The sequence below is a fragment of the Dysgonomonas sp. HDW5B genome, assembly GCF_011299335.1.
Taxonomy (GTDB): Bacteria; Bacteroidota; Bacteroidia; order Bacteroidales; family Dysgonomonadaceae; genus Dysgonomonas_A.
Genome location: NZ_CP049858.1, coordinates 622,039 through 641,926 on the forward strand (window position 1 = coordinate 622,039; position 19,888 = coordinate 641,926).

The following is a 19,888-nucleotide window of genomic DNA, read 5'->3' on the forward strand; positions in this document are numbered from 1 at the left end:
GCCAATTAAGATACGAGACCTTTTTATTGCTTCTTGTTTATCTATATTATAAAGGAATAGGAATGATTGAAAATAGCAAAATAAAAACAATACAAAAAAGTGTCACTTTTGTAACCTTTGTAACCTTTTAAAACCTTATCGACTGATTACAAACAATTTACAAAATACAAAAAAGTAACACTTTTGAGACGAATTTGTCACCTAATTGTATAGTCTGTAGTACATAATTGTCACCTTTATGCAACGAGTCTCACCTAAAATGTTTTATGGGCTATCCATATTTTGCATACCCATCAGCATTTCTAATTAATTTCGTATTTTTGTAGTACAAGAGAATTATAAGTTCTCGGAACTATTTATTGTGTTGGCTAGTAAAACAGCGATAAAGAGTTATAATTCTTAAAATGTATCATCAACTATTTCGTTTTACTTAAAGTATCAATAATGGAATCTATCGGGCAGCAAATCGAACAGTTAAGAGAAGAACTTAACATGCATAATTACAACTATTATGTGTTGTCTAACCCCACTATATCAGATTTTGATTTCGATAAGAAAATGCAGGAACTTATCGACCTCGAAACTTCACATCCCGAGTATGCAGACCCGAGTTCGCCCTCGCAACGTGTAGGCAGTGATATTACCAAGATTTTTAATCAGGTAGAACATAATTATCCCATGCTTTCACTCTCCAACACTTATTCGGAAGCCGAAGTGGTGGAGTTTTACAATCGGGTGAAAAAAGATTTAAACGATGATTTCGAAATTGTTTGTGAACTGAAATACGATGGTGCTTCGATCTCGCTCACCTATACCGATGGCAAGCTGACTCAGGCGGTAACCAGAGGTGATGGTGTTAAAGGCGACGATATTACAGCCAACGTAAAAACCATACGAAGCATACCTTTGTCGTTAAGGGGAAACGACTACCCTGCCCTCTTCGAGATTCGGGGAGAAATATTGATGCCATGGAAAGTATTTGAGGAACTCAATAAAGAGAGAGCTGAACAGGAAGAAAACCTTTTTGCCAATCCAAGAAACGCTACATCGGGGACTCTTAAATTACAGGATTCAAAAGTAGTTGCAACCCGTAAGCTGGATGCCTATTTATATTATATGTTGGGAGAAAATCTACCTGCCAACGGACATTACGAAAATTTATTGAAAGCCAAGGAATGGGGTTTCAAAACTTCGGACGCAACCATTAAATGCAGTACTCTGGATGAAGTGTTTGCTTTTATAAAGAAGTGGGATATCGAAAGGAAAAACTTACCTGTTGCAACAGACGGTATTGTTCTGAAGGTAAACTCTTTGTTACAACAGAAAAATCTGGGATACACTGCCAAATCGCCCCGATGGGCAATCGCATACAAGTTTCAAGCTGAACAAGAGGTTACACGCTTGTTATCGGTATCGTATCAGGTAGGACGCACAGGGGCAATCACTCCTGTTGCCAACTTAGAACCTGTAAAATTATCGGGAACAACTGTTAAAAGAGCATCACTATACAATGCCGATGCTATTGATGCTCTGGATCTGCATATCAATGATATGGTATATGTAGAAAAGGGTGGCGAGATCATACCTAAAATAACCAGAGTAGATACTGATACCAGAGAAGCAGGAAATCTGAAAGTTGAATTTATTAAAGAATGCCCCGAATGTGGAACGACTTTGGTAAGAGACGAAGGTGAAGCAGCTTATTACTGCCCCAACTATATGGGATGTCCTCCACAAATAAAGGGACGCATCGAGCATTACCTGACCCGTAAGGCAATGGATATTGCAGGCGGTTCGGAAACGGTTGAACATCTGTTCAATGCCGGATTGATACACAATGTAGCCGACCTGTATACTTTGCAATGGGAACAGGTGGCAGAACTGGAACGATGGGCCGAAAAGAGTGCAAAAAACTTGATTCAAAGTATTGCCGACTCGGTAAACATTCCCTACCCCAGAGTGCTTTATGCATTGGGTATACGATTTGTGGGCGAAACGGTAGCCAAAAAAGTTGCCAAAGCGTTCCCTTCGATTGACCTATTGATGCAAGCTACTGTGGAGCAACTTGTTGAAGTGGACGAAATAGGTGAACGTATTGCACAAAGTATAGTCGATTTTTTCAAGAAAGAAGAAAATCAAGATATTATTCGTAAATTACGCCTGTTTGGAATACAATTCGAAACTTGCGGAAGTATTACAGACCAACAGACCAACAAGCTGGAAGGTTTGACTATTGTTATCAGCGGAACATTTGAAAAGCATTCGAGAGACGAGTACAAAGTTCTGATAGATCTCAATGGTGGAAAGAATAGCGGCTCTATTTCGGCAAAGACAAATTATGTATTAGCCGGTGCAAATATGGGACCTGCGAAATTAGAAAAAGCACAAAAGCTGGGAGTTAAAATCCTGAATGAGGATGAGTTTCTAAAAATGATAGAATAAGGTCTGAGATCCTATTCTTACTTTGGCAAGTATGACTGCAATAGCCGGCTATAATTGTAAAGTTTATCATTAAACACTTAATTTATATATGCTTGATTATTTTTTACGAAGAAGTATAAAATCAGAATTAAACAATAACAATCGGAAACATACATTCCTCAACTTTGAGGGAATTAAAAATGTACTTGTCTTATTCGATATACAAGACTGGGAAATAGTATCTCCTATTATCGAAGATCTTGTACAACACGGAAAATATGTGATGGCGTGGACTATAAAACCCAAGCCAATACAAGGACAAACACTTCCTGCCAATCTTCCACAGAATGTCAGGGTTGTCGATACTCAAAAAGACCTCGATTGGAAACGCTTAATTCGCCCTGCCATACTTACTGAGTTTGATAATCTTAAATACGATACGTTTCTTGATTTATCGTTAGAACCAAATGATTACAGCAAACTACTACTTGTGCGTAATAAGAGTAACTTTTGCTTAGGCTTTACTAAGAGAGAAGAAAAGTTATATGATTTTACGATACTCAAAGAAGATGATCAAAGCTTATTTGAAGCTTATGAACAACTCAAAATTTATCTGGCTCATATAAAATAGGTTCTTTTAAACTTTTCACTTTTCGGGCTAGATAGGCTAAGCACTGCTACCAAAACAATAAAAAGGGAAATATAGTATTTTACAGTAGTTAAAATTGTTTATCTTTACGTCAAACTTTAAGAAAGAAGATCAGCAAGATAAAAGATTGAATTGAACTTATGTCAAGAATTAATCTAAGAGGTGTAGGAGTTGCGTTTATCACTCCTTTCAAAGAGGACGAGAGTGTCGATTATGAAGCTCTTATCAGACTTGTTGATTATCAGATACAAAATAATACAGATTATCTTGTCGTTCTGGGAACAACTGCCGAAACCGCCACTCTCACCGAAGAGGAGAAAACAAAAATTGTAGAAACTGTTATCAACAGGGTAAATGGACGAATCCCAATTGTTTTAGGAGTTGGAGGAAATAATACCCGTGCAGTTGTAGATCATTTAAAAAACGGTAATTTCGAAGGAATAGATGCTATTCTGTCCGTAGTTCCCTATTATAACAAACCCTCACAAGAAGGTATATACCAACACTATAAGGCGATTGCAGAGGCATCTAAGCTTCCGGTTATCCTCTATAATGTTCCGGGGCGTACTGCCGTGAATATGACTGCCGAAACTACTTTGCGTTTAGCCAACGAGTTCAGCAACATAGTAGCTATCAAAGAGGCTTCGGGTGACATGGCTCAAATGGATGATATTATCAAACGTAAGCCCGATAATTTTGATGTTATTTCGGGAGACGATGGTATTACATTTCCGCTTATCACATTAGGTGCAATTGGCGTTATATCGGTTATAGGCAATGCTTTCCCAAAGGAGTTCAGCCGCATGACACGTCTTGCTCTTGAAGGTGATTATCAAAGTGCACTCACTATCCATCATAGCTTCAGCGAACTATTTAAACTATTATTTATTGACGGTAATCCGGCAGGAGTAAAATCGATGCTGCACATGATGGGATATATAGAGAATAAACTTCGTTTGCCATTAGTTCCGACTCGTATCACTACTTTCGAGCAGATCCGACTGGTACTGAATGAATTGAATATAAAGTGCTGATTAGAGAGCATTAACACAATAAAAAAAGAGCTTGCAAATATATTGCAAGCTCTTTTCATTTATAGAAGTATCCCGAATAATCAATTATAGGTTGGCAATGAAGAGAAGTCTTTTGAGTATCTCAACATTTGATCTATATAACCTTCGTTATATGAGATCTTCACATCTGTAATCTTTCCGTCTTTATCTGTTATAGCTTCAAAGACAGGATTCACAAAGCCTTTGTAGGGCTTTAAGTTAAGGGCTTTATATCTTGCCAAAACTTCTGCCAATAGCTTCTGATCTACTTGTACAGCATAATTCTCAACCAGACTTTTAGCTCCGTTGAAATCACCTTCGGATTTCACACGTTGTATCTCAGCTAATAGCTGACCAAACAAATTGCGAAGTTTAGCATAGTCATTAACAACAACGAAAGTCTTTCCGTCACGTTCTTTAAATTCAACTACATTATCTGCCTTGCCTTTTTCATAGACCCATCTGGCAATTAATTGACGATTACGCATGTGTGCCTCTTCGATGGTTTTACCCGGTTCGATACGTGTCAATTGGGTCATCAAACCATTCATCATAAAGCGATAATATTCTGCTTTATAAGCGTCAGCACTTGGGATGATTCCCAGCTCTACTAATTTAGGATCAGCAATATAATACAATCCGAATAGATCGGCACGAGCCTCCTCGATAGTTGAACCATAGGCTTTCAGAGCATCGGGATCAACTCCGGGCATTAACTGACCCGATCCATGACCTAGTATCTCATGTAAATCAGTATGAAGCACGTCTGTAATAAAACCGTATTTGTGGAGCAATTCCAATTCTACAGGTGACCATACAAACTCATCACTGAATCCGCTATGCTCGGCTGCCTTATCGTATGCTTCCATTATATTTTCGATAGTTACCGATTTCGATCCGTAATCTTTACGTATCCAGTTCGAGTTTGGTAAATTGATTCCAATAGGAGTAGATGGATAGCAATCGCCTCCTAATTGAGCGACTGTAATTACTTTAGCAGTTACACCTTTTACTTCTTCTTTTCTGAAACGAGGATCAACAGGAGAATGGTCTTCAAACCATTGTGCATTGGTACTGATTATTTCGGTACGCTTTGTTGCTTCGGTATTCTTGAAGTTAACGGTAGATTCCCAACTGGCTTTCATGCCCAGAGGATCACCGTAGCTTTCGGTAAAGCCATTCACAAAATCCACACGTGATAATGAATCTTGTACCCAAGCTATAGCATACTGATCGAATGTTTTCAGGTCTCCGGTTGTATAGAAAGAAATCAATTTATCAATTGCTTTCTTCTGCCCTTCATTCTCGGCAACGCCTTTCGCTTTTTCAAGCCATCCTACGATGCGTTCTATAGCGGGAGAGTATAAGCCTCCTACTTTCCAGACTTTCTCTACCAGCTTACCATTTTCTTTTACCAAGCGGCTATTCATACCATACATGATAGGAGTAGAATCGTTCGGATTCTTCATTTTAGCATAGAAAGCTTCTACTTCGGCTTGTGTTACTCCTTCGCCGTAATAGTTATTAGCTGATGTTTTGATTAAATCTACTCCATCCGCCTGATTCACTTTCTTGGGCATTACATTCGGATCGAACATTACAGGCTCGATCATAACCAAGAAATCATCTACGCTTTGGTTTTCCATTGCAGGAACTTTATCAGCAGGTAGCTTCTTTACTTCAGCTTCAAAAAATTCTTTCGAAAATCCGGGTAAGAATTTCTCCTCTCCATAATGGTGGTGTATTCCGTTCGAGAACCATACTCGTTTCAAATAAACTTCAAACTCCTGATAGTTCTTATCTGTTTTATCTCCTTTATAATTCTCATAGATTGCTTCCAGGGTACGGCGTATTGCCAGATTATACTTGCCATTCTGATCGTACAATATATCACGCCCTTCGGCTGCTGCCTGAGAGAGATAATAGATCAACTCTTTTTGTTCTAAACTCAGTGATTCGAATTCGGGTACTTTATAACGCAATATTTGCAAATCTGCAAAAGCGTCTACCTCATACGTAAAGTCGTCATTTTGAGAAGCTGTATCCTGAGGTTTATTACCTCCACAACTTCCAAAGACGATCGACAGTCCTGTCATTGCCATCGCGATAGTCTTCTTCATTAGTTTAATTAAATAAATTCAAATATTTATTGATAATTCTTCTTTAGTTGATTGTTGTAAATTTAATATGCTTATGGGATTCAATAATTTCCAGTAAAGTAATGATGACCTCTCGTTCCAGAACTTGTTTACTATCAGAGAAACTTGTCCAAATTATCATTACAGGTTCAGCATATTCATAAACACCAAAACCACCACGAAGCAAATCATTAAAAGCATCAAAATTGTGTCCGGTTTGCCAATCCAAATCCTTTGTTAAGATTCTATCTATTTCACAATAAAATTCTTCCAGATTTGAAAAATTATTTCCGTTTAATATAATCGTTTTAACCATTGTATTAAATCTTCCTATTTACAACAAATATAGAATCTGCCCTATATTAAACCGGGCGGATTCTATATTCGATATTAGTTGTAAATACAGATAAACTGTTATCCTCGTAAAACGAATAACGGAATATCGGATTGAAATAACATTTTGCGTGACACGCTTGGACGGAACATACGTGTAAATAGATTCCTCTTAGCGGTAGTCAAAGCTATTATGTCTATATTGGCTGCTTCAACGAATTGCTCTAAACTGACCAGGCTATCAGTACTTGATATCAGTTTATAATCAATCTTGATATTGCTGTATTGTTTTTCGAAATACGATTGTATTCCTTCCAGTTTTATAAGAGTCCACTTATCCGTTTTTTTATCTTCAATATGAGTTAGATGTATTTTAACCTCCTCATGATTGAAAAACTCCATCATTGCAGCAAAAGATACCAAATCTCGCTGACTAAAGTTAGTGAGAAAAGAAATATTCTTCACTTGGTGGAAATCGGTAAAAGATGTTCTCTCTGGAATTGCCAATAGGGGTATCCCGGTCATCTCAATTACTTCTGCCGTAACACTACCGATAAGGTCAGCACTTTTCTGATCTTTGCCTCGTGTTCCCATCACTATCAATGCAGGTTTGTAATCCTTAGCATAGGCTACAATTTCTTCTTCGGGTAATCCTTCTTTCAATACGTAAGAATAATTAATCGGAGGAAACTCACCACTTGCTATTTTCTCATCAATAGTATTACATAGTTTTTGGATATCCTTATTTACCCTTTCCAGTATATTCTGAAAATCGGCTTCCTCTTTGCCTTGATAGGCAAATGCTTCTGCCATAGGCAAAGCTGTAGGATAGTAGGGATTAAAATATACGTGGATAATTTTAACTTTAGCCTTTATTTCTTTGGCTAGGTTAAAAGCTATACGACAAGCCTTTAATGAATAATCGGAAAAATCAACCGGAACCAGAATGCGTTTTCGTCCATCGTCAGTTCTGTAAGTTTCAGGTTCGCTGTAGCTAAACAAGTTACGACTTTCCACCACATTCAAAGCCTTAGGTAAATCCGATTCTTTTATTCTAAGACGTACCCCTGCGGAAGTATTGGAATTTTGATCTCCTACATCTTCCATCAATACAGAGATGTTTTCACTCTCTAATACTGATTTTAAAATCTGAGCCTTTTCATTTGTATGAATGGCAAGTGTTACTAATTTATCGGCCATAATGTATTTACTTTTTGTCTTTATCAATCATCTCTAAAGCCATATCCAGTATAGCGGTATCTTCGAGCAATACAATCCCTCCATTGGGACCTGCTTCGATGTGTACCCCACAACTTTCACCGTCTTTATAACTGTGTCCTCCGAAATAATTCCATACGGTTTCTACAGTCAGGTTCAACTCTTTTGCCATCTTATGGATACTTCCATCGGGCAAACTGTCTTTAATCTTACGAAGCTCATTGTACTCAATTGTTTTTGTCATGATCACATATGTTAAGGTTGAGACTAAGATTGTTGCTTAAAATTAAGCAATCATTTTAGAAAAACCAACGAAACCCGTACATAAAATTCATAAAGCTTATAATAAATAATGTTATGACTATTACACCAATGGTTACAGAGATGATATTCGCATGAAGTGCAGAGTAAGCCGGTACTTTTACTTCTTCGATAGTTTGCTTTAATAAACGGATACGCCCATATTGAAAAAGCAAATATATTAGAAAGCCAACTAAAAGGCCTAAAAACATGCCACCTACCACATCCGAAATAAAATGCACACCTAAATATATACGCGAATAACATGTTATTGTTGCCCAGGTAAATATAACAACCGTAAACCGGCGATACTTAAACATGAGGGATAGAAAAGTTGCTATACCAAAACCATTGGCCGCATGAGCGGATATGAAGCCAAAACGTCCTCCTCTATAATTATTTACAATAGTTACGTAATCTTTAAAATCGGGGTGATGACTGGGACGTAACCTTTCAAATATCGGTTTTATAACCCCTGCTGACAGCTGGTCACACAATGTACCCAGCAGAACCATACAAAAGAGTAACAACACAGCTTGTTGCCATTTCGTCTTATAGAAAAAAACACCTAAAGCAACTAATACAAGAGGAATCCAAGTAGCTTTGCCGCTATACATCCACATAAAGCTGTCCCAAAAGACATTATGGAATTCATTCAACCAAAGAAAAGCTCCTCTTTCGTAGGGAAGAATCTGTTCAACCAGATTCTCGGGGTTAGTTTCTATCATATTTAAGTTACGAGTTACAGGTTACAAATTACAAGAACTATCGACTAATAACTCGCAATTTATAGTTTATTTACTTATCAGATTATTTCCAATTTGTCTTTTTGTATCCAACCGACACTTCCATTATCAATTTCAATTTCATACCAGCTTCCATCTTCTTTTGTTATTGATACTTTTGTGCCAGCATGAAGTATAAACAACTCTTTTGAGGTTGTGTTTGGTGAACTCACAACAGGAGCCGAACCTGCCATAATAATAGCCGTATCTCTATTCTCTACGTTCTTCTTCTGTGTATATGCGAATATATTTGTGAAAAGAAGAAATACAAACAATACAACACCTGAATAAAAGCCTGTTTTCTTTAAACTAAGCTTTGGGCTAAAGAAGAATAAAAACAAGCTTCCTATAAAAAGAAGAAAAAATACGATGGATAACTTTGCCCAGCTATTTGAAGGTAGAAGATCTCTTACTCCATTGAACCACATCTTTAAAAAGAAGTTATCGGCAATTAATATCTTATCCTCTATTTTGGTTTGAGCATATTCAATATTATGCTTTATATCACGGTCTCCGGGATCATAAAGTTGTGCACGTTCGTAATTAAGTAAGGCTAAAGGAATCTCATTCACTCTGAAATAAGCATTCCCCAGATTATAATACAATTCGGCAGAAGCCTTACCTTGTTCTTTATGAGCTTTAATCTCACCTTCGAGAAGCGTTATCGCATCTCTGAAATCGCCATTATCATATGCCTTTTGAGCTTGCTCTGCCACACTTTGTGCACTTATGCCTAGTGTAGAAATTATTATAAAAATTGATATAAATAACTGTTTCATAACAATCTTATTTTTTAATTCTAGAATTTTCCATTTCTCCAATTGCATCTACTGTATCCTTATACAAATCGTCCATTGCGGTATCCGACTCAACAGGAGCATAACGAGCAAATTCGCAGGTATCCAATATCGAAATGAATTTAGTTACCAGCTCCTGTGAAGCTCCAAATCGAATAAGTTCCTGCTCTATATTGTCTCGACTCAAATCAGCTACAGGAATAACAAGTTTATCGCTCAAATACCCCCAAGCCGCACGCAGCACTTCTTCATAGAATTGCTCTTTCTTATGAGCTTGTAGATATTTACCTGCCAATTTAAGACGTTTAACAGCTACTTTATTAGCCCGTTTAGTTTTCATTCGGGCGATATCTGCATTTTCTTTAATTTGTTTGCGATACAATATTAAGAAAACGAGAAACAATACCAATGGTATTATATACCAAAACCAATATCCTAATGATCCGAACAGAAAACTATTTATCGTAACCAAAGAAGGATTACCTGTCTTAATATGTCTGATATCCTGCTCTACCTGAACATCTGTTTGAGTAAAACTTGTTGCGGAATTACTACCTGCATGCGGATCTTTTGCCACATTCAGAGTGTATTCGGGAGTAGATATTGTTTTATATGATCTCGATTTAATATCGAAATAAGAGAATACCAAAGGTGGTATCTTAAAGGTTCCCTGATAACGGGGTATAAACAGGTATTCGATTGTTTTTGTACCGGTAAGACCATTATCCGTATAGCTCAAGTCATTCGTAATCTTAGGATCATATGACTCAAAATCTTTAGGAAGTACTAATTCGGGAGTTTTGATCAACTTCATATTTCCTGTACCCGATATAACAAGCTTGATCGTTACCGGATCATTTGCCTTTATATCGGTAGCCGAAATAGAAGGGGTCATAGAAAATGTTCCTACCCCATTCGAAAAGTCAGCAGGTTTTCCTTCCGGCAAAGGACTGACATCAATGGTAAGAGGACTTGTTGTCATTGTCTTCTTAACATCTGTCATTACATATTGAGGTCCAAAGAATGTCTGAACAGTTTTCCCGGATCTTACATTAAAGACCATTTCAATCTTACCCGATGGTATTGTTATCTTACCCGAACGTTGCGGGAAAAGAAGAGTTCTACGCAAATCGACAGCATAGTAATTACGTCCGTTATAATGCTCGAATGTCATCTGACGTGTAGCTGGTAAAGGTTGTTCTTCGACCATAAACCCATCAAATTCGGGGAATTCTATTTTACCGATATCACGCACTTCCAACGTTGTATAAAAACGGAAAGTCACAACAAAGGATTCTTGTTCCGAAACTTTTGATTTTGATACGATAGCACGAATAAACGCATCCGATGAATTTATATTCTGTGCTGTAGAAGTTGCAGCTGAAGTCTGACCTCCGCCCGATTGTTGAGCCTGAGCATTTTTATCGGGAGGTAGTACCTTTACCTGAATAGAGTTCGAGGTATAACTTTTCCCTTTAACAGTTATGGTAGCTGCCGGAATAGTAAATGTACCCTCCGCACTTGCTGATAGTGTATAAATATATGACTCCGAAGAATCGGTGGTAACATTACCGTTTATAACCTGTGTACTGGAACTCGACGATATAGCCGGTCCGTATAAAATTTCGAATCCTTTGATGGAAGATGGTACATTTATATTATCACCATTTCCTCCTCGGAGTGTATAAGTCAGGCGAAACTGATCTCCCTTAGCTACTGCACTGGGAGCACTAGCCGTAAATTTTACTTGTGCATTTAATCCTAAACCAAGGAATAAAAGTATCCATAATAACAAATGTCTTTGCATCTTTTGCCTGTACATTTTCATATTTCTTTAACTAATCCCTATTTTATTTATAATATCACTATTCATTATTTCCTGCGAAGATAATTATATCCTTCTATTTATCGATAAGCAATCACACTACCTTTAATCTTAGGTTCTATTATTGAAACTGTATGTTCCGAAGAAAGCAGTGTTTTATAGTTACCCGACTCCACGTCTAAATACACAAACCGAGCTGAAGGGATTTTATATGTTCCAGCCTTGTTCGCAACCAACAAATATCCGAAAATACGCTCACTTTGTAAGCCGAAGTCTGAAAACATAACATCGTCATCGTTACTTACCATATCATATACCTCAACCCCATCAGGTAAATCTAGAACAGGAGCAGATGCACTATTCAAATCACCATATCCGTCAACGATCACTTTGAGAGCGAAAAGTTCACCGACTTTAACCTGAGAACCTTTTACTTCGGATTGTATTTTGAATCGCCCTATTGCCCCCGAAAAATCTGTCGGCTTCTTTTTGGGCAATGCAACAACTTTTACAAAGGTTGGTTCAGATTTTAGTTGTTTATCAACACTTTCAATTGCAACTTCCCCCGGATAGAATCCTCTTTTTGTATTTAAACTTCTGGTATTAAAAGTCAAATTCGCTTTAACTTCAGGTATAACCAATTGTCCGATACGATTAGGGTATATAGTTATTATCCTCAAATCTCCGACATAATACTCGGTTCCGTTGTATTCCTCTTTTTTAAATATCGGGATACCTTGATGGTCATAGAACGGTTTTCCACCGACATCGAAGCCATCCAATACCGGATAATAAATTTCTTTGACTGAGAGTAAAGGTACTTTTGTATATAATCGACAGGACAAAACAAGTGCCTCGTCTTCATATATTTCAGGTCTGGAAACTTGTGTCCTAATAAAGGCATCAATATTATACTGATATTGTCCCCAATTCTCATTCTCTGGCAGAACCTTTAATTGAACCTCATTCGTTTTACATTGAGCACCCCTAAAGTCGATGGAGGCAACGGGTAACGAAATAATTCCTTTCTTTTTAGCAGCCACAATATACAGAAACGATTGCCACATTTCCACAATACCTGCTATCCTTCCATTATTTGAGATGTGAGGGCCACTTTTAATTTCAAGCCCCTCAAAAGATTTAGGGACATTAAAATTTGTACCCTCTACAGACCCTCTCAAAATATACTCTAAACGAAATGGCTCATCGACACTTACTACAGAAGGGCTTTCAATCTCAAAAATGACATCTTGCGCAATCAGACTCTGAGTAAGACAACATAATAATAGAATAAAAACTTTTGAAACTGTTTTAGCTTCAGTTATTAAACCCATTTATTTTACCAGTCTTTACCTTGTCTTCTATTACTATCGTTTTGTTTTTGTCTTTCAGCAGCTTTCAATTGTTGTACACGCTCTTGTGTCTCTTTTTCATCCTGCTCTATCGCTTTCAACAATTGTTGAATATTTTCCTGCGACATTTGATTTTGTTGATCCTTGTTTTGATCTTTCTGATCTTTATTTTGGTCTTTCTGATCTTTATTTTGGTCTTTGTTTTTATCCTGATCCTTGTTTTGATCTTTATTCTGGTCTTTATTTTGATCCTTGTTCTGATCTTTGTTTTTGTCCTTATCCTTATCTTTATCCTTATTCTCCTGATCCTGAATCATTTTCTGAACTGTTGCCAGGTTATAACGGGTTTCCTCGTCATTCGGATTCAATCGTAGAGCTTTTTTATAGGCTTCCATCGATTCTTTTAAGGCTTTTTTTCTCAAAAATGAGTTACCTATATTGTGCCATGCATTACTCATCTTGGCAGGATCGGTATTTTCTGCCGCCAGATATTGCTGATAAGTCTTCAATGCCTCATCTATATTCCCTTGTTTATAATATGTATTTGCCAGATTATAAATAGCTTCCTTAGAAGATGCATTTTTGGTAAGAGCTTCTTTATAACTAGCTTCGGCAGCATTGTATAATTGCTCGTTATAGGACTTGTTTCCTTGCCTTATATCTTTTCGCACTTCACGTTGTGCAAAAAGTCCAAACGAAACAGCCAGCAGTAATATAGTAAGAGTAATTTGTTTCATAATCAACTTATAAGTACTTTCAAGTATTTAGGTTATATCATTTTGACTTTACAAATGCACTAACCTTGTTATCTGAATAATCTGATATTTCTGAATATTTTATTTTTCTTATCGAATATGCATATTTCTACTAGTAGTAGAACCAACATACACCATGCAAAGAATTGAAATTTCTCATCGTATTCCGAATAAGCACTTCCTTCGACATTCTTCTTTTGCAGTTTATCCAATTCAGCCTGCAAACTCTTCAGTGCATTATTAGAATTATCTGCTCTGACATACATTCCTTTTCCTGCCTGAGCGATTTGCTTACACATCTCTTCATTCAACTTAGTGACAACAATATTACCCTCATTGTCTTTTTTCATTTCATTGCTTGTTGCCGACATTGGAACAGGCGAACCTTCGGGAGTTCCGACACCTACCACATTAATCTGTATGCCCGCTGATGCTGCTTGCTCTGCCAATTGTACTCCATTATCCTCATGGTCTTCACCATCGGTAATAAGAATGATCGATTTATCGACCTCCTTGTCATTCGTAAAACTATTCATGGCAATATTTATCGCACTTCCAATTACAGTACCTTGAACCGGAACTAAAGAAGGGTCTATATTTTCGAGGAATATTTTAGCGGATTGAATGTCGGATGTCATGGGTAATTGTACATACGCCTCTCCGGCAAATACCACAATCGCTACCTTATCATTTTTTCTTTCGTCAATGATTCGGGTAAGTATCTGTTTTGCTTTGGATAGCCTATCGGGGTTGACATCTCTCGCCAACATCGAATTAGATACGTCGATGGCAATCACTAATTCGATTCCTTTTTTATCGACCTTTTCTATTTTAGTACCGAATTGAGGGCGTGCTGCTACAATTATTCCAAAAACGATTACAGCAAAAATCAACCAAAATTTCAAATACGAACGTTTTAAAGAAAGCTCGGGCATCAAGCGTTTTATCAGCTTCAAATCTCCAAGTTTCTTTACAGATTTTAGTTTCTGCATGTTTAACAGGATAAATCCCACTACCAAAACAGGCAGTATAAACAACAGATACAAATATTCGGGGTTAGCAAATCGAAACATATCTAAATTTTATATTCGGTGAGGTCTCAGACCTTTTTATTACTACTTAATACCATATACATTACTATACTTACGGAATACTACGGAATATTGTACGACGCAATACAAGCTCTCCCAACAACAGAGCGATAGCCATTAAAGCATAAGGCAGATAGAGCTCTTGTTTACGGGTAACTTTATTTACACTGATCAGGTATTTTTCCATTTCATCAATCTGTGTATATATATTCTTAAGACTCTTGTTATCCACTGCCCTGAAATACTCGCCACCTGTTACCGAAGCTATCTCGGAAAGTGTTTTTTCATCTATATCTACAGGCACATTTTGTATACGTTCTCCAAAAGGAGTCATAACGGGAGCAGGTGCAGTACCTTGTGTTCCCACACCAATAGTGTAGACACGTATACCGTAACTTTTAGCCAGTTCGGCAGCAGTTATAGGAGCAATCTGTCCTCTGTTATTAGAACCATCGGTCAGTAAGATAACCACTTTCGATTTCGATTGACTATCCTTAAGCCTGTTTACTGCATTTGCCAAACCAAGTCCAATGGCTGTACCATCTTCAATCATTCCCGGTCTTATCTCATGCAACAGATTAAGAAGTACACCATGATCTGTAGTCAGAGGAGCTTGTGTAAAACTTTCTCCTGCAAAAATGACAAGACCAATCTTATCCTGTTCACGATCGGATATAAATTCCGAAGCAACTTTTTTGGCAGCCTCCACACGGTTAGGCTTTAAGTCTTGTGCCAACATTGATCCGGATACATCGAGTGCCATCACAATATCAATACCTTCCGACTTAGATGTTTCCCACGAATTACTTGCCTGAGGGCGAGCAATTACAACGATGACCAAAGCTATCACAATAAGTCTGATCACAAAGGGCAGATGCCTCAAATGCACTTTCCATGAAGCATGAACACCTCTAAAAGCGGCTGTTGACGACATTTTTATAGTCGCTTGAACTTTCCGCAATTTAAAGATATACCACCCAATAAGTGGAATCAATAATAAAAGCAAAAATAAATATCGAGGGTTTGCAAATTCCATTTTGGACTTATTTTTTAGCTATTAGCGTTTGTTGTTCTATTTTCATTACCATCTTTATCTCCTGAAATCTTCCAATTATCAGAATCGCCTTTCTCAGAATCATCACGTTCGTTTGGTCGATTAGGATCTAAAGTTTCTACAGGTTCCTCTTTTTTAGTTTGGTTGACAAATAAGTAGGCATTCACCAAGCTTAAGTCATTTTCGTCAGGGAATGGTTTGTATTTAGCGAATTTCACTAAATCGGATAATTTCAATACCTGATGCAAACTTTCGGTTGAAGATTCGGCAATCATGAAATTTTTCACAACATTCAATATCTCATCAGATGTCATTTCAAAAGCACTGACACCAAAACGATCTTCTATATATTTACGTAAAATATCGGTTACCTCGGTAAAATATTCCTTCTCTTTACCTTGCTGCCAAAGTTTCTCTACTTTCACATGATCAAGGGCATGAAGAGCAATAACATGTGGAGGTTCGACAACTACAGGTTTGAAATAATATCCTTTCTTCTTCTTTTGAATATACATGTATACACCGACTCCAATTGCAGCCAGAATAAGCAGTATTAGCAAACCTATAAGTATATAATATATGTAGTCTTGCCATACAAAAGGAGGCGTTTGGATAGCCTTTATATCAAAAACACCCAGTTTATCAAACTCAATAGAGTCTGTTTGCTGAGTATTTAATTGCTCCAAGTAATTCAATGTAGCTTCTGATAAAACTGGTGAGATCACCTTCAATCCAAAACCGTTTGACTGTATGGTATCTTTTCCATCCAACACAGGCAGATATGGTATGTGATACAATGCCGAATCGAACGAAGTAACTATATATTTTTGAGTTATAGTCATTACCTCATGAGCATATACAGTATCGGGCTTAGGCATAGCAAGTACTTCTACCCCACTCACCAGAGAGTCTACATAAGCCGGAAATACAAGCTGCCGACCTTTGGGAGCGATAACCTCTAAACTAATGGTAGCTTGTTGTCCTATCGCTATTTCATAAGGCTGTACAGTTGCTTTTGCTGTCGATCGTTGAGCGAAAGCAGCAAACTGTATAGAAATACAACTTAATAGAATAGTTAGTATTAATATTTTTTTCCTTAACATAAATATTCTGACATATTTAAGGTCTAAAGACCTATTTGTTACCTTGATAAGTATAAAAAAGAATTGACGGGTAAGCGAATGTATAATTACACTTAATTTGTGAACCTATTTACCGAAAGCTTGTAAAACCCGAAAATCATTAAATACTTATTATATTACTTATATATGATTCTGACATTTCAACCTTATGGGCAAAACCCTTCAAAGAACATATCATCTCATATAATTTCGTTTCTGAAATAAAGCTAAAAGACCCTTTACGTAATCCTGATCGGTACTCATAGACACATTATCGACTCTACTCTTCGTGAAAGACTGCTGTACTTCAAACAGTAATTTTTGATAATGTCTATTGTAACGCTCTCTGACTTTCTTCGAAGATGTATCCACCCATGTTTCTTCCTGAGTTTCGGCATCTACCATTTTCATTAAACCAACTGAGGGTAATTCAACTTCCAACTTATCATATATCTGTAATGCAACCAAGTCATGCTTACGATTGGCTATCGTCAAAGCATTTTGGTAATCATATACATCCAAGAAGTCTGAAATAAGAAAAGCTGTACATCTCTTCTTTATGGCATTAGTTAAGAACTTTAATGCCATAGTCAAGTCTGTCTGAGTCTGTGTAGGCTGAAAATCGAGAAGTTCACGAATGATATACAAAATGTGCTTCTTTCCTTTTTTAGGAGGTATAAACTTTTCGATCTTATTGGTAAAGAATATTACACCGATCTTATCATTATTCTGAATTGCCGAAAAAGATAAAGTAGCCGCTATTTCGGTTACGATATCACGTTTGGTTGCATTTTGAGTTCCAAAGTCAAGACTTCCCGAAACATCAATAAGCAGCATAACAGTCATTTCACGCTCTTCTTCAAAAATCTTGATAAAGGGCTTATTATATCGGGCAGTCACATTCCAATCAATATCGCGAATATCATCACCATAATTATATTCCCTTACCTCCGAGAAAGCCATCCCCCTGCCTTTAAATGCAGAGTGATACTGTCCTGCAAAAATATTGCGAGACAATCCCCGGGTTTTGATTTCTATTTGACGGACTTTTTTTAGTAATTCACTTGTTTCCATAATTGTTCAGTTATCATCGCTTATCTATTTATTGGGTAACTACCCATTATTTGATGACCGTTAACTATTTACAGTTAACTGATTTATGGAACCTCTATCTTATTTAGTATTTCACTAATAATTTCGTCTGAAGTTGTGTTACTTGCTTCGGCTTCATAAGTAAGACCAATACGGTGACGTAATACATCATGAGCAACAGCTCTTACATCTTCGGGAATTACATACCCTCTGCGTTTGATAAATGCATAAGCTCTTGACGCTAATGCTAAACTGATTGATGCACGAGGTGATGCTCCAAATGCAATCATATTTTTCAATGATGGCAAACCATTATCAGCGGGGAAACGTGTAGCAAATACAATATCAACAATATATTTTTCTATCTTTTCATCCAGATACACATCCTTTACAACTTTACGAGCTTCTAGTATTTCATCTGCTTTCAAGACTGGTCTTATCTCTTCATAAGCGTCATTGATATTTTGACGAAGAATTAATTTTTCCTCTTCTTTCTTTGGATAATTAATTACGACCTTCAACATAAAACGGTCAACCTGAGCTTCAGGTAGCGGATATGTACCCTCTTGCTCTATCGGGTTTTGTGTAGCCATTACAAGGAATGGTTTTGGCAATTTCAATGTAGTTTCGCCAATAGTAACCTGACGTTCCTGCATAGCTTCTAGTAAAGCACTTTGTACTTTAGCAGGAGCACGGTTAATCTCATCCGCCAATACAAAGTTGGCAAATACAGGCCCTTTTTTAATCAGGAATTCTTCGTTTTTTTGACTGTATATCATTGTACCGACAACATCGGCAGGCAACAAGTCGGGCGTAAACTGTATACGGTGATAATCGGCTTCAATTAGAGAAGCTAGGGTTTTAATAGCCAGCGTTTTTGCCAACCCGGGTACCCCTTCGAGCAATATATGACCGTCAGACAACAATCCGATCAGTAGTGATTCGACCAAATGCTTTTGTCCGACTATCACTTTGTCCATACCCATCATTATCATATTAACGAACGCACTCTTACTTTCTATGCGTTCATTTAATTCGCGAATATCAACTTGAGCCATAAGTAGAAATATTATATTGTTTATTTTTTGATTTTCGTTAAAAGACTGACAAATTTATTAATGTTAAATCTCAGAATGAATATTTTGTCGTTAAAAAAGATTAAGCTAAGGCAACAATCTTAGTGTGAACAACGGTTTTTTGCAATTTACAACATTATAAACCCAAAGATCACTTTTTTTATAAAAAAACCTCCACTTACGGCTCTGACTAATCGAGCCTTTGAACTATTAGATTTTATTTATACTTTTGCACCTCTCTTAAGAAATCCTTGCATAGAGGAATCTTATTTACACACTAAAAAATAGCTATTTATGAAAAAAATGATTGTAATTATTTTCGCTTTATTCACACTTTGTGCAGCTCAAGATATCCAAGCCAAAGGTGTAGTTGTATATCACAACGGACCTAAATTTGAAACTCTGAAAGAATTGCCTGCTGATGTTATATTAGAAGGAAAACATGTAAATGTAGGCGTCGCTTATGATCAGTTTGGTATCTTTTGGCTTCCGTTGTGGAACTATGGCACACCCGAATATTCGCTTGTATCTGACGATGAAGAAACTGCCTGGGCATTAACCAGCGAAGACATAGAAGCAATCAAAAAAGAATACAACATTGAACTTCCTGAGAATCCAAGTCCTTCGCTTTGGAACAAGATAGGATTAAAGCCTATTGTAATATTATTTATTGTTTGGGTTTTATGGGGATATTTCAGAAAAGAGAAAACAGACGAAACAGTAGCATAATTATCGTGTGATGACCATATAGAATATACAAGACGGCTTTAGTGAGAAAAATCAACTAAAGCCGCTTTTACATTTATACACAAAGTATTATTTACCATAT

General features: G+C 37.0%; 18 protein-coding genes. 4 read left to right on the forward strand and 14 right to left on the reverse strand.

The genetic code is table 11. The annotated features are described in order from the left end of the window. Nucleotides 1-444 precede the first annotated feature (444 nt). From ligA to dapA, 3 genes are all read left to right on the forward strand, one after another. Nucleotides 445-2,442 carry an NAD-dependent DNA ligase LigA gene (gene ligA / locus G7051_RS02525; RefSeq protein WP_166198290.1) on the forward strand — a complete coding sequence of 666 codons (1,998 nt, stop codon included), beginning with the start codon at nucleotides 445-447 and terminating at the stop codon, nucleotides 2,440-2,442. Between the two features lie 88 nt (nucleotides 2,443-2,530). After that, nucleotides 2,531-3,052 carry a hypothetical protein gene (locus G7051_RS02530; RefSeq protein ID WP_166198292.1) on the forward strand — a complete coding sequence of 174 codons (522 nt, stop codon included), beginning with the start codon at nucleotides 2,531-2,533 and terminating at the stop codon, nucleotides 3,050-3,052. Nucleotides 3,053-3,210: 158 nt separating this feature from the next. After that, complete coding sequence (dapA, locus tag G7051_RS02535) at nucleotides 3,211-4,104, forward strand: 4-hydroxy-tetrahydrodipicolinate synthase (RefSeq protein ID WP_166110533.1); 894 nt, start codon at nucleotides 3,211-3,213, stop codon at nucleotides 4,102-4,104. Between the two features lie 80 nt (nucleotides 4,105-4,184). Here the strand turns inward: dapA and G7051_RS02540 are convergent, their stop codons facing one another. From G7051_RS02540 to G7051_RS02605, 14 genes are all read right to left on the reverse strand, one after another. Next, entirely contained in the window at nucleotides 4,185-6,242 is a 2,058-nt protein-coding gene (locus G7051_RS02540; RefSeq protein WP_166198294.1) for a dihydrofolate reductase, read from the reverse strand. Between the two features lie 43 nt (nucleotides 6,243-6,285). Next, entirely contained in the window at nucleotides 6,286-6,576 is a 291-nt protein-coding gene (locus G7051_RS02545) for a barstar family protein (protein ID WP_166198296.1), read from the reverse strand. A 98-nt stretch (nucleotides 6,577-6,674) separates the two neighbouring features. Beyond that, nucleotides 6,675-7,793: a universal stress protein gene (locus tag G7051_RS02550; RefSeq protein ID WP_166110538.1), complete on the reverse strand. Its 1,119-nt coding sequence runs from the start codon at nucleotides 7,791-7,793 to the stop codon at nucleotides 6,675-6,677. Nucleotides 7,794-7,800: 7 nt separating this feature from the next. Further along, nucleotides 7,801-8,055, reverse strand: coding sequence for a DNA-binding protein (locus G7051_RS02555; protein WP_166110541.1), 255 nt, complete (start codon nucleotides 8,053-8,055; stop codon nucleotides 7,801-7,803). A gap of 55 nt (nucleotides 8,056-8,110) precedes the next feature. Then, nucleotides 8,111-8,839 carry a phosphatase PAP2 family protein gene (locus tag G7051_RS02560; RefSeq protein WP_166198298.1) on the reverse strand — a complete coding sequence of 243 codons (729 nt, stop codon included), beginning with the start codon at nucleotides 8,837-8,839 and terminating at the stop codon, nucleotides 8,111-8,113. Nucleotides 8,840-8,916: 77 nt separating this feature from the next. Then, nucleotides 8,917-9,675, reverse strand: coding sequence for an SH3 domain-containing protein (locus G7051_RS02565; protein WP_166198300.1), 759 nt, complete (start codon nucleotides 9,673-9,675; stop codon nucleotides 8,917-8,919). A gap of 7 nt (nucleotides 9,676-9,682) precedes the next feature. Beyond that, nucleotides 9,683-11,500: a BatD family protein gene (locus G7051_RS02570; protein WP_166202609.1), complete on the reverse strand. Its 1,818-nt coding sequence runs from the start codon at nucleotides 11,498-11,500 to the stop codon at nucleotides 9,683-9,685. Between the two features lie 98 nt (nucleotides 11,501-11,598). After that, complete coding sequence (locus tag G7051_RS02575) at nucleotides 11,599-12,852, reverse strand: BatD family protein (protein ID WP_166198302.1); 1,254 nt, start codon at nucleotides 12,850-12,852, stop codon at nucleotides 11,599-11,601. 5 nt (nucleotides 12,853-12,857) lie between these two features. Then, a complete protein-coding gene (locus G7051_RS02580) occupies nucleotides 12,858-13,607 on the reverse strand; it encodes a tetratricopeptide repeat protein (RefSeq protein WP_166198304.1) in 750 nt (249 codons plus the stop codon). A gap of 68 nt (nucleotides 13,608-13,675) precedes the next feature. Then, the gene (locus G7051_RS02585; protein ID WP_166198306.1) at nucleotides 13,676-14,698 is read right to left on the reverse strand and encodes a VWA domain-containing protein; all 1,023 of its coding nucleotides are present in this window, start codon (nucleotides 14,696-14,698) and stop codon (nucleotides 13,676-13,678) included. A gap of 70 nt (nucleotides 14,699-14,768) precedes the next feature. Further along, nucleotides 14,769-15,752, reverse strand: a complete 984-nt coding sequence (locus G7051_RS02590) for a VWA domain-containing protein (RefSeq protein WP_166198308.1) — start codon at nucleotides 15,750-15,752, stop codon at nucleotides 14,769-14,771. Nucleotides 15,753-15,766: 14 nt separating this feature from the next. Beyond that, nucleotides 15,767-16,873, reverse strand: coding sequence for a hypothetical protein (locus G7051_RS02595; protein WP_166198310.1), 1,107 nt, complete (start codon nucleotides 16,871-16,873; stop codon nucleotides 15,767-15,769). Between the two features lie 213 nt (nucleotides 16,874-17,086). Beyond that, nucleotides 17,087-17,965, reverse strand: a complete 879-nt coding sequence (locus G7051_RS02600; RefSeq protein ID WP_166110562.1) for a DUF58 domain-containing protein — start codon at nucleotides 17,963-17,965, stop codon at nucleotides 17,087-17,089. An 83-nt stretch (nucleotides 17,966-18,048) separates the two neighbouring features. After that, nucleotides 18,049-19,041, reverse strand: a complete 993-nt coding sequence (locus tag G7051_RS02605; RefSeq protein ID WP_166198312.1) for a MoxR family ATPase — start codon at nucleotides 19,039-19,041, stop codon at nucleotides 18,049-18,051. 312 nt (nucleotides 19,042-19,353) lie between these two features. Here G7051_RS02605 and G7051_RS02610 point away from each other — a divergent pair, with 312 nt between their 5' ends. After that, nucleotides 19,354-19,788 carry a hypothetical protein gene (locus tag G7051_RS02610; protein WP_166110568.1) on the forward strand — a complete coding sequence of 145 codons (435 nt, stop codon included), beginning with the start codon at nucleotides 19,354-19,356 and terminating at the stop codon, nucleotides 19,786-19,788. Nucleotides 19,789-19,888 lie beyond the last annotated feature (100 nt).

What these genes read in the sequence shown, in the direction of transcription:
- ligA (WP_166198290.1), top strand. Translation starts at nt 445, where the DNA reads ATGGAATCTATCGGGCAGCAAATCGAACAGTTAAGAGAAGAACTTAAC.
- G7051_RS02530 (WP_166198292.1), top strand. Translation starts at nt 2,531, where the DNA reads ATGCTTGATTATTTTTTACGAAGAAGTATAAAATCAGAATTAAACAAT.
- dapA (WP_166110533.1), top strand. Translation starts at nt 3,211, where the DNA reads ATGTCAAGAATTAATCTAAGAGGTGTAGGAGTTGCGTTTATCACTCCT.
- G7051_RS02540 (WP_166198294.1), bottom strand. Translation starts at nt 6,242, where the DNA reads ATGAAGAAGACTATCGCGATGGCAATGACAGGACTGTCGATCGTCTTT.
- G7051_RS02545 (WP_166198296.1), bottom strand. Translation starts at nt 6,576, where the DNA reads ATGGTTAAAACGATTATATTAAACGGAAATAATTTTTCAAATCTGGAA.
- G7051_RS02550 (WP_166110538.1), bottom strand. Translation starts at nt 7,793, where the DNA reads ATGGCCGATAAATTAGTAACACTTGCCATTCATACAAATGAAAAGGCT.
- G7051_RS02555 (WP_166110541.1), bottom strand. Translation starts at nt 8,055, where the DNA reads ATGACAAAAACAATTGAGTACAATGAGCTTCGTAAGATTAAAGACAGT.
- G7051_RS02560 (WP_166198298.1), bottom strand. Translation starts at nt 8,839, where the DNA reads ATGATAGAAACTAACCCCGAGAATCTGGTTGAACAGATTCTTCCCTAC.
- G7051_RS02565 (WP_166198300.1), bottom strand. Translation starts at nt 9,675, where the DNA reads ATGAAACAGTTATTTATATCAATTTTTATAATAATTTCTACACTAGGC.
- G7051_RS02570 (WP_166202609.1), bottom strand. Translation starts at nt 11,500, where the DNA reads ATGCAAAGACATTTGTTATTATGGATACTTTTATTCCTTGGTTTAGGA.
- G7051_RS02575 (WP_166198302.1), bottom strand. Translation starts at nt 12,852, where the DNA reads ATGGGTTTAATAACTGAAGCTAAAACAGTTTCAAAAGTTTTTATTCTA.
- G7051_RS02580 (WP_166198304.1), bottom strand. Translation starts at nt 13,607, where the DNA reads ATGAAACAAATTACTCTTACTATATTACTGCTGGCTGTTTCGTTTGGA.
- G7051_RS02585 (WP_166198306.1), bottom strand. Translation starts at nt 14,698, where the DNA reads ATGTTTCGATTTGCTAACCCCGAATATTTGTATCTGTTGTTTATACTG.
- G7051_RS02590 (WP_166198308.1), bottom strand. Translation starts at nt 15,752, where the DNA reads ATGGAATTTGCAAACCCTCGATATTTATTTTTGCTTTTATTATTGATT.
- G7051_RS02595 (WP_166198310.1), bottom strand. Translation starts at nt 16,873, where the DNA reads ATGTTAAGGAAAAAAATATTAATACTAACTATTCTATTAAGTTGTATT.
- G7051_RS02600 (WP_166110562.1), bottom strand. Translation starts at nt 17,965, where the DNA reads ATGGAAACAAGTGAATTACTAAAAAAAGTCCGTCAAATAGAAATCAAA.
- G7051_RS02605 (WP_166198312.1), bottom strand. Translation starts at nt 19,041, where the DNA reads ATGGCTCAAGTTGATATTCGCGAATTAAATGAACGCATAGAAAGTAAG.
- G7051_RS02610 (WP_166110568.1), top strand. Translation starts at nt 19,354, where the DNA reads ATGAAAAAAATGATTGTAATTATTTTCGCTTTATTCACACTTTGTGCA.